General features: G+C 62.6%; 3 protein-coding genes and 2 pseudogenes. All 5 read left to right on the top strand.

Annotation, left to right across the window (positions count from 1 at the left end; all coding sequences use genetic code 11):
• Nucleotides 1-131, top strand: a pseudogene (locus EOA29_RS43445) (aldehyde-activating protein); the annotation flags it as partial.
• 65 nt (nucleotides 132-196) lie between these two features.
• Complete coding sequence (locus EOA29_RS33015) at nucleotides 197-664, top strand: YaiI/YqxD family protein (protein WP_126093480.1); 468 nt, start codon at nucleotides 197-199, stop codon at nucleotides 662-664.
• Between the two features lie 25 nt (nucleotides 665-689).
• Entirely contained in the window at nucleotides 690-1,370 is a 681-nt protein-coding gene (locus EOA29_RS33020; RefSeq protein WP_126093479.1) for a DUF1345 domain-containing protein, read from the top strand.
• Between the two features lie 102 nt (nucleotides 1,371-1,472).
• Entirely contained in the window at nucleotides 1,473-2,351 is an 879-nt protein-coding gene (locus tag EOA29_RS33025; protein WP_126093478.1) for a cytochrome b/b6 domain-containing protein, read from the top strand.
• Nucleotide 2,352: 1 nt separating this feature from the next.
• A pseudogene (locus EOA29_RS43450) lies at nucleotides 2,353-2,475 on the top strand (molybdopterin oxidoreductase); the annotation flags it as partial.

The raw sequence follows: 2,475 nt of genomic DNA on the forward strand, positions 1-2,475 counted from the left end.
CGAGCCGCATGGCCGGCATCCGCGCCCAGCTCAAGTCGATCGGGCTCGAACCCTATGACTGCCTCAGTCCCGGCCTGATGGACTATATCGCCACCTGGACCGCGAAGAAGTCGGGAGCCCTGGCGGCCTGACAAGTCCTGCGATTTCTGCCATGGGGCTGGCTGACACGCCGGCCCCATGTTCGTTTGGAGTGACGATGCCCGCACCCACCATCTACGTCGATGCCGACGCCTGCCCGGTGAAAGCCGAGGTCGAGAAGGTCGCGGAGCGCCACGGCGTCATCGTCACCTATGTCTCGAACGGTGGCCTGCGTCCGTCGCGCGATCCGATGATCCGCAACATCGTCGTGTCAAAGGGCGCGGACGCCGCGGACGACTGGATCGTCGAGAACGCAAAGCTCAACGACGTCGTGGTGACGGCCGACATCCCGCTTGCCGCGCGCACGGTCGCGCTCGGTGCGCATGTGCTGGGACCCACCGGCCGGCCGTTTACGCCGGAGACCATCGGCATGGCGGTGGCGATGCGCGATCTCAAGCAGCACCTGCGTGAGACCGGCGAAAGCCGCGGCTTCAACGCCGCCTTCACCCCGCAGGATCGTTCGCGCTTTCTCGGCGAACTCGACCGCATCTTGCGGCGCGCGTTAAAATCCGTCACACCGGACTAGAAAAACCGTCGCCATCAGGCCGGCTATGACCACCGATACGCCCATCAGCGACCCGTTGCACCGGCACATGCAATTCGCGGTATCGGCCTGTGTCGGCGCCGCCGCGTTGGCAATCGCGCTGCTCCTCCGAGCGCCGTTCCCCTATTCGATCTCGATCGGCGCCAATGCGTTCTTCGCCGCCTTTATCATTCTCGTTCTGCGTCAGATGCCGCGGCTGACGGGCCGTTATCTGAGCAAGAACGCGCGAGAGATCGATCTGCCGCTTCTGGGCATCTTTGCCATCACGCTCGCCGTCGTCGGCATCGCCATCGTCCTGCTGTTCCAGCTGATCAATCACAAGGGCAGCAGTCCCATCGTGCTGAGTTTCGCGTTGCTGTCGATGCCGCTTGGCTGGTTCGCCATCCACACCATGGCAGCGCTTCACTACGCGCATGTCTATTGGATGGATGGGGATGCGCTTGATGCCGAAACCAAGAAGAAGATGCCGGTCGGCGGCCTCGAATTCCCCGGCGGCAAGCGGCCGGAAGGCTGGGATTTTCTTTACTTCGCGACTGTCATCGGCATGACCGCGCAGACTGCCGACACAGGGATCACGACATCGCATATGCGACGCGTCGTGCTTGTCCATTCAGTCCTGGCGTTCTTCTTTAATACCGTCATCGTTGCTGCCGCCGTCAACCTCGCCGTCAGCCTGGGCAGCCCGTAATAAATCCGTGATCGGATGAAACACCGCTTGGGTTGGCGACGTATTGGGGAGAGAACGCTACACTGAGGCCGCCACGGGATTGCGGCCAGAAGGGCAAGAACAATGGAAACCATTGCCAGGAGCCAACCCGCCACAGAGGCGGATGCCGCGCCGAAGGATGCGACGCTGATTTACCGGCAGTCGCGCTGGACGCGGCTGACGCACTGGCTGTGGGCCTTTTCCCTGTTCTTCATGCTGCTTTCCGGCCTGCAGATCTTCAACGCGCGACCGCAGCTCTATATCGGCAAGGAATCCGGTTTCGGATACAACAACACGATCCTCCAGATCGGCGCCGAGAACACCGACAACGGCCCGCGCGGCTTCACCCAGATTTTTGGCCATCGCTTCGACACCACCGGCGTGCTCGGCTGGTCCGGGCCGCCCGGCCAGGAGACGCCGCGCGCCTTCCCGGCCTGGGCGACAATCCCGTCCTACTACGACCTCGGCACCGCGCGCGTGGTGCATTTCTTCTTCGCCTGGGTGCTTTCCGCCACTTTGCTCGTCTGGCTGATTGCGGGCCTCGTCAACGGCCATGTCCATCGCGACCTCGCGCCGCGCCTGGATGATTTGCGCAGGCTGCCGAAAGACATCGTCGACCACGCGAAGCTGAAATTCCACCACACGCGCGAATACAACACGCTGCAAAAAATGGCCTATGGCGGCGTGCTTTTCGTGCTCTTGCCGCTGATGATCATCACCGGCCTTGCGATGTCGCCGAGCATGAATTCGGTGCTCCCTTGGCTCAATGAAATCCTGGGCGGCCGGCAGACGGCGCGCACCATCCACTTCACGGTCATGGTGCTGCTCGTCCTCTTCTTCATCATCCACATGCTGATGATTCTGGCGGCCGGCCCGATCAACGAGCTGCGCTCGATCATTACCGGCTGGTACCGCACGGACCCGCCCGAGAAACACGACGAGCCGGCCGAAAGGAGCATCTGACATGCCCAAGTTCCAGATAAGCCGAAGAAAATTCCTCACCTCCGCCAGCCTCGGCCTGTCCGGCATTATGCTGTCCGGCTGTGATGCCTTCGACAGCGGGCTCGGCATCGGCGGCGGCCTGCGC

The sequence above is a fragment of the Mesorhizobium sp. M1E.F.Ca.ET.063.01.1.1 genome, assembly GCF_003998155.1.
Classification (GTDB): domain Bacteria; phylum Pseudomonadota; class Alphaproteobacteria; order Rhizobiales; family Rhizobiaceae; genus Mesorhizobium.